This window comes from Bacillus sp. ISL-46 (assembly GCF_018613205.1).
This window is the reverse complement of record NZ_JAGGQR010000083.1, coordinates 1-6,458: the sequence shown is the minus strand read 5'-3', so window position 1 is coordinate 6,458 and position 6,458 is coordinate 1. Positions and strand designations below refer to the sequence as shown.

At 34.7% G+C, this 6,458-nt stretch carries 8 protein-coding genes and 1 pseudogene; 2 read left to right on the top strand and 7 right to left on the bottom strand.

What is annotated here, in order from left to right:
• Positions 1 to 28: 28 nt before the first annotated feature.
• Complete coding sequence (locus tag J7E67_RS28045; protein WP_214733267.1) at positions 29 to 430, bottom strand: helix-turn-helix domain-containing protein; 402 nt, start codon at positions 428 to 430, stop codon at positions 29 to 31.
• 336 nt (positions 431 to 766) lie between these two features.
• Between J7E67_RS28045 and J7E67_RS28040 the strand changes: the two genes are divergently transcribed.
• The gene (locus J7E67_RS28040; protein WP_214733266.1) at positions 767 to 1,105 is read left to right on the top strand and encodes a YolD-like family protein; all 339 of its coding nucleotides are present in this window, start codon (positions 767 to 769) and stop codon (positions 1,103 to 1,105) included.
• A 993-nt stretch (positions 1,106 to 2,098) separates the two neighbouring features.
• On the opposite strand, the gene J7E67_RS28035 is transcribed toward J7E67_RS28040, so the two are convergent.
• Both J7E67_RS28035 and J7E67_RS28030 read right to left on the bottom strand, forming a co-directional pair.
• On the bottom strand, positions 2,099 to 2,554 hold the full coding sequence (locus tag J7E67_RS28035) for an N-acetyltransferase (RefSeq protein ID WP_214733265.1): 456 nt from the start codon (positions 2,552 to 2,554) through the stop codon (positions 2,099 to 2,101).
• Positions 2,555 to 2,705: 151 nt separating this feature from the next.
• A complete protein-coding gene (locus tag J7E67_RS28030) occupies positions 2,706 to 3,026 on the bottom strand; it encodes a hypothetical protein (protein ID WP_214733264.1) in 321 nt (106 codons plus the stop codon).
• A gap of 545 nt (positions 3,027 to 3,571) precedes the next feature.
• Here J7E67_RS28030 and J7E67_RS28025 point away from each other — a divergent pair.
• On the top strand, positions 3,572 to 3,748 hold the full coding sequence (locus J7E67_RS28025) for an aspartyl-phosphate phosphatase Spo0E family protein (RefSeq protein ID WP_214713013.1): 177 nt from the start codon (positions 3,572 to 3,574) through the stop codon (positions 3,746 to 3,748).
• Positions 3,749 to 3,847: 99 nt separating this feature from the next.
• Here the strand turns inward: J7E67_RS28025 and J7E67_RS28020 are convergent, their stop codons facing one another.
• From J7E67_RS28020 to J7E67_RS28005, 4 genes and pseudogenes are all read right to left on the bottom strand, one after another.
• A complete protein-coding gene (locus J7E67_RS28020; protein WP_214733263.1) occupies positions 3,848 to 4,078 on the bottom strand; it encodes a hypothetical protein in 231 nt (76 codons plus the stop codon).
• 720 nt (positions 4,079 to 4,798) lie between these two features.
• Positions 4,799 to 4,954 carry a hypothetical protein gene (locus J7E67_RS28015; RefSeq protein WP_214733262.1) on the bottom strand — a complete coding sequence of 52 codons (156 nt, stop codon included), beginning with the start codon at positions 4,952 to 4,954 and terminating at the stop codon, positions 4,799 to 4,801.
• 584 nt (positions 4,955 to 5,538) lie between these two features.
• Positions 5,539 to 5,924 (bottom strand): annotated as a pseudogene (locus tag J7E67_RS28010) (type I restriction enzyme endonuclease domain-containing protein).
• Between the two features lie 117 nt (positions 5,925 to 6,041).
• Complete coding sequence (locus J7E67_RS28005; RefSeq protein WP_251027056.1) at positions 6,042 to 6,188, bottom strand: GapA-binding peptide SR1P; 147 nt, start codon at positions 6,186 to 6,188, stop codon at positions 6,042 to 6,044.
• Positions 6,189 to 6,458: the final 270 nt, after the last annotated feature.

The following is a 6,458-nucleotide window of genomic DNA, read 5'->3' as shown; positions in this document are numbered from 1 at the left end:
GAAATTCCGACTATATGTAAAACATCTTTTAATTTGAAGGTTTCTTTGAGTTCGAATGATAACGCTGCTTGTGCTTTTCGAGATAGCCTTCCGGATCCATCTGAAAAGCTCGTAACTTTTTTAAGTATTCTACCTCTAAACGAAGGAGCTCATTTTCTCTTTCCAATTTTTGTTCGTAAGTCAATTCCTTTTCTTCTACAGTTTTTTTTCTGTTCTTGGCTTTATCAGACATGGGAGGCCGCCCTTTCGATCTTTCCAGGGCCTCGGCACCACCCTCCGAAAAAGCTTTCTTCCACGAAGCTATCATAGAAGGGTTAGTTAGCCCGAAATGAAGGGCTGTATCAACCTCTGAAGAACCTGTTCTTTTCATAAAGCTTAATACATCCAGCTTGAATTGAACAGAGTAAGTTTCCTTACTCTTCTTTTTCATTAAACCTTTCTCCCCTAATTTTTCGTAAACTTTTACCCATCTCATAATGCGTGTATGATCCTACATATTATGCTTTTGTGCTAAAAGCCTATATCCTAATTTACCTGCTTGATACTCCTTTACTAACATTAACTTAAACCCTTCACTATACTTAGCCATAAAGAAACACCCCAAAAATTAGATTTCACTCTAACTTTTGGGGTGCAGTACACTTAAGGCTGCATGACTGGCAAATAACAGCAGGAGAATGTAGGCATATCTAAAATTTTTTATCACATATCCCTTGAATAATAGGAATAAATGTTCCTATAATGAATAGAAGAGGGTGAATTTATAATGAATAAAGATCATAAAGATCGTGGAATGAAGAAGTGGCATGGCTTTTTCATGCCTGAAACCATAAAAATGTTGAAGGATCTTCGGGAGGATGATCATAAAACTCCTAGACCACATCTCGATGAAACAAAAATTGAAGAGATGGAACGGCTATTATTTGAAAGCATGGCCACCAAAAGGCTATTAGAAATTACCACATGGACAAACGGCTTTTTTACTTCACGTGTTGGATTTGTAACAAAAATTGATCCTCTAAAGAAAAAAATTCAAATTCAGGATGAACTGAGATCCACCATCAATCTTGATTTCTTTTCCTTAACCAATGTAATGGTCAAATAAATACTTACCATAAAAAGGTCAAACCTTTACATTATTGCGCTTTAATAGAAGGGATTTTTTCACATTCATAGAAATACATAGAAGACAAGTCATTATACGAGGGGGATTTGAATGGAGTTTTCAGTTCTCATTTCATGGTTGCAATATTTCTTGTTGGTTAAGATGGGTGGATGCTTGATTTTTTTCATCATAGTGTTATTTTTCTCCAATAGATACACAAGGAGTAAATTAAATCAAATGGAACAAAACGAAAAAATGGATGAAATACAACGAATGTAACGGTGAACAGTTTTCAGTGTTTCCGCTAGTTAAAATATTTAGCCCTTCCAGTAAAATGTGGAGTACATACACTTAAGCTGAGAAGGGCTGTTAAATGGATAAGTGCAAACATAACAATTATGATCCACAATGAGAGGGTAATCATTTCAAGCGTTGCCCATTTCATATCTTAAAATTTTAGAAAAATGAAAAGTGTCGTAAAAGTCGTTTCTAAATATCGAAGTATTAATTCCCAATAAAAAACTGGATAGCGATTTAATCGATCCAGTACGTATTATTGATATGAAGTTTTTCTTATAATTCTTCTTCACCCATTTAACGAACAATCAAGTATTTTATTATAAGGACAATCTACATCTGTCCCTAGTATTGGCCCCACCTACGCCAGATACGCTGACGGCCACGCATGCCATCAAACCCACTATTTATTATAATAGAAAGCGCTTACATTTTCAAGTTTAAATTGAATTTTCAGAAATTTTTCTTATAGTTATATATTTACTGTTAATTTAAATGGGCAAAATCCTCCCTTTATCTTCTCTGGCAAAACCAATTATTTACTTGGGTCTTTTCTCACACGTCGTATTGTAATTACAAATCTAGAATTTATCATTTCCTAAACAACGAAGAAAATGGCACCACATAATGGCGCCATTCCTATTTCTCTTGTAAACTGCCAAGTTTAATATCACTGTATGCAACCTATCTGACACCTTACCCAACATACTTAATCATTGCGACTTCATCACAGCAATCCAACTTAGGACAATTCATACAATCCACCCACACTTTTTCAGGCAAAGTCTCCTTTGCTACGATCTTAAAACCACATTTTTTGAAAAACTCTGTTTCGTATGTGAAAGACATTACACGGCTAATTCCAAGTTTCGGTGCATCACTTATAATACGATTAACTAATGTGCGACCAATACCTTTTCCAGCATAATCGGGAGAAACAACCAAAGATCGTATCTCTGCCAGGTCCTGTCCTAAAACATGTAATCCTGCAACCCCTAGTATATTATTATCCTCTTTCATAACATACAAACATTGTAAATGTTGATAGAGTGATAAATACGTACGAGGCAATACGATTCCTTTTTCAGCATAAATTTGGATTAAATCATAAATATCTTTAACATCACTTGTCACTGCATGGTAAATATCCATTCTGTATCTCCTTTTGCAATAATTATTTATAAATATACAATAGTATGTATTTTTATTCAATAATTTTAAGGACAAAAAATTTTTTATCCCCTTTAGTAAAAAATAGCTTGGATCGACCTCCCAAACTACATTGCCATTAACAACTCCTATCTTAATTCATTTTCAATCGTTCCTTCTCCTGTTCACAAAATTCCTCAACTGTTGATTTACTCCAATAGGGGGTACCTGCAAGTTCAACATCCACTTTCGGCAATTTACCTCGACTGTAATACACATTTAATTTCCGCTTATCATAATTCAGGCCATGGTCCCATAAGAAATCAGCAAACTGCTTTTGATTAAAATAATGATCCGGCGTTTCTCGAAGAATGGAAAAGGTAGGTTTTTGAATTAAATACGTATCCTCTCTAAAGAACTGAGTCATTAATTCTAACGCGAATTCGAGCCATTCATTCTCTAAATGATGATACAATAATCCGATATTAAAACTTTCCAGTTCAGGTGCTTCAAAAAACCAAGCTCATCTTAAGAATACAGCTTTAACTTCTGTTAATCCTTGCATTGCTTCTTCCACTGTTAAAATGTTCTCATAAGCCATTAACTTACCTTTAAATTTCGGAAACTTTTCAATGATCCGTTTAGTTACGTGTCATCCTATCCCCTCCTGTTGACTTAGTCAACATCGAAACGGAAAATTGATTGTCTTTTAAGCTCCATGAATGCGCAGTCTACGGTTTATTCTTGTTTTTCTAAGTATGCTCGTGGCTACCTATAAATACCTTGGAAACGTACGGAATGCAGGAGGAAACCGAAAAAAGCGACAAGTATGACTGAGAGAAAGGCCTCTTGTTCCTTTCTTTTCGCCCTAAGTTCTTTTATCTACAAAATTTTTTGTAATGTTTTAGGGGGTTTTGTCAGATGTATTCCAATTATACAGAATTTTTCGCATAATAATAATTGTGAGGAAAACCAATTTATCGAATTAAAAACAGTTAAAGAGAATCTGGGGAATGTATGATGTTTATCGAGATTGAGGAACTAGAGGACCGGATCAATCAGATGAGAAAGATGTTGATCCTAATTGCGGGAAAAACTGGATTAAATAGCGATGAAACCCTTTGTTGCAGTCAGAAATTAGACGAGCTCATCACGATGTATCAAAAAAGTAAAAATCAACAACATTCAGAAGTATGATTAAAAGTCCTGTATTTTCACAAATGAATACGGGAATTTTTTTTGATTTCTTTTGATTACATAGTAAAAGTTCACAAGATGGTTACAAACCATCCTTTATTACGTTACATGTTGTGTAAATTGAATAAACTCATCCAGAGCCTTTTGATCGACGATCTGTTCAAAGTCGCATGGCTGCTCTAAGGTAATCCCTCTATGACTTGCCACTGAAATCAGTAAACCTAATTCATAATACATATTTTTCGTTAATAATCCTTTTTCAATGTTTTTCATCATTTCATCATAAAATGCAATTAAGAAATCTGTAGGTAACTTTTCATAAAAATCCATATTTACATCTCCCCCTATTAAAAAATGTAGGAAAACCTTATTGGCCAAACAAGAATCACCTTCCTCCATTATAAATAAGTGATTGTAAAATGTTTGTCGATTTAACCGAATATTTACAATAATCTAACAATTTTTTATCTTTTATTAGTGTTAGGAAATGGCTTAGCGCACATTTTCGGATTTTTTCTATTAAAGCCTCATTAAAATTCTTGAAATGAGTTTCTGGAACAATACACGTTTAAAACAGACCTTTTAAGGTTTTTATGCTTCATCCATGCGCAGCATAGATGATGCCGTCTTGTTGGGGCTCGCTGCCTCCAAACAAGACGAAATCACAGAAAAATAAAAAATAACAAAGAAGAGGGAGAAACTTTAACTAGACCATAAAAAAAGGCGTACATTATGTTTAATATGTACGCCTTTTTGGTGAAATTTCAACATCTTTTACACATTAAACGGACCAAATTAATTATGTCCACTATGTATAATATATGAGCGTTAGCGGTCCCTTTACTTTGAAGAAGGGTGGGTCGTGTAACCTTGATAGGTGTTGGAGTAGAGGCAACTTGCTCCCTTTCCAAGAGAAACACGACCCTGCAAGGTTCAAAGTCAAGGGCATATATTATACATATCTAATATGTAAGAGCCTTTTAAAATCAATGAATTTTCACCTTTAGTCTTGATAAAGCTACCCCTCTTTCCTTTCTGCTACATCTTCCATCATGCTTCGATCCACTGGACGGCTTCTTGTTTGCTGCTCAAATCATCGGTTAGTCGAACAAATTTTGTGCTAGCCTCATCTTCCTGAAAAAATCTACCTACAAAATAACCTGTGCTTGATTTTGCTACCTTCAACCCATAAAAACTTGTTTCCATTCTCTATCACTCCTTTTTTGTTTGACCTCTCCCAATCTTTGCAAAAAGGGCTGTCAACGGGCTTCAAGTTTGTGAAGTTTTTTAAGCGCCCTTCTTAAAAAAGTTCACAAACTTTGCGAAGTGCTAGCGTAGCACCCTTGACCGCCCTTATGAGCAAACGATTACAATAAATAGAACAAAGATGGAGATTAATAGGGGCCGTATAATGCGATCCAACGGGCTACCGTTGGCTGGGTTTGGGCGAGGAGCCCAAGGTCACCCGTTCGTGAAGTAAGGAAAGTTTTGAATCATCATCTAAATTAAAAATTACTTCAGCTCTACACGGAGTCTATCCAACTGATAATCCTTGGTGTTTGCATTTGCAAATCACATTTTAACCATTTCATCCCATTAAACAAGAATATCACCTCTACACAATTTTAAAACAAAATGCCAAAAAGTATAAGATTTTTAAAAAAATTATCGAAAATTGTAATTTATAAACACTGAATATTACTCATATCAAAATAAAACCTTTAAATACTGTAATTTGTGGGTAACTAAAAAGGCTAACTAATAAAAATATTAGTTAACCGAAAAAATTTCTATATATTAGCGGCCTGCAACTTAGCTTGTTCTAATACATCCTCGACAGCCTTTGGTTCCTTGTTAGGTGGATAATCCCATTTACGAAGAACCTTTTTAATGTACAACCTCATACGTGCTTGTGCACTTTCTTATCCCAGTCATGAGAGCGATGTTCTTTAACTGTCTTCGTTAAATCTTTAGCAATATTCAGTAACGTCTGGTCCTGAAGTAATGATTTTATATCAGGGTCAGAACCTAATACATCAAAGAAAGCTTTTTCTTCGTAGGATAAACCTAGTTGTGTACCCTCATTAATTGCTTCTTCTAATTCTTCTTTAAACTTTAAAAGTTCCTCAAATACTTCATATACATCTGAATGGTCGTTCCTATTATGGCCACCCATACTACTTCCAACTACTACTCTCCGACTCTAGAAATATAGGCATATACCGAATGGTGATTAGGTACCCGAAGTTGTTTGTATGGAGCCTAAATCAAATAAATAGTCTAGGCAATGACATTAATCTTCTTTCTTCTCTTTGGAACAATCCGTACACATTCCATACCATGTTTTAACGCTTTCTGGGCTATCAACAATGTCAATTACTTCTTCACACACTTGACATATAATCATACCTTGCTTTACTTTTATTTCCTCAACCATCATTTTTTCCTCCTTAACCTATATATTCTTTTGTTTGATAAGCTAAAACCTAGTGTAAATGCGTTTATCCTTACATGATTAAGAATTTAGTAGTTTATGAAAGAAATTCCAGCAGCTAGATAAACGTAGCCGCCGGAAAATTAATTAAGGTTAAATCGTGTATGGATAGATTTCTTTTAACTAGTCTTTTCTAGTTTTTTTTCGATATTCTGACTTAGAGCCTTTCCTGACTGCTTGACCAAGAAAAGAATAATACAAGAACCTATAATCATA

Bases quoted from the DNA above. Each gene is read 5' to 3' on its own strand.
- J7E67_RS28040 (WP_214733266.1), top strand. From the start codon at position 767: ATGAATAAAGATCATAAAGATCGTGGAATGAAGAAGTGGCATGGCTTT.
- J7E67_RS28035 (WP_214733265.1), bottom strand. From the start codon at position 2,554: ATGGATATTTACCATGCAGTGACAAGTGATGTTAAAGATATTTATGAT.
- J7E67_RS28005 (WP_251027056.1), bottom strand. From the start codon at position 6,188: ATGATGGTTGAGGAAATAAAAGTAAAGCAAGGTATGATTATATGTCAA.
- J7E67_RS28015 (WP_214733262.1), bottom strand. From the start codon at position 4,954: ATGGAAACAAGTTTTTATGGGTTGAAGGTAGCAAAATCAAGCACAGGT.
- J7E67_RS28045 (WP_214733267.1), bottom strand. From the start codon at position 430: ATGAAAAAGAAGAGTAAGGAAACTTACTCTGTTCAATTCAAGCTGGAT.
- J7E67_RS28020 (WP_214733263.1), bottom strand. From the start codon at position 4,078: ATGGATTTTTATGAAAAGTTACCTACAGATTTCTTAATTGCATTTTAT.
- J7E67_RS28025 (WP_214713013.1), top strand. From the start codon at position 3,572: ATGTTTATCGAGATTGAGGAACTAGAGGACCGGATCAATCAGATGAGA.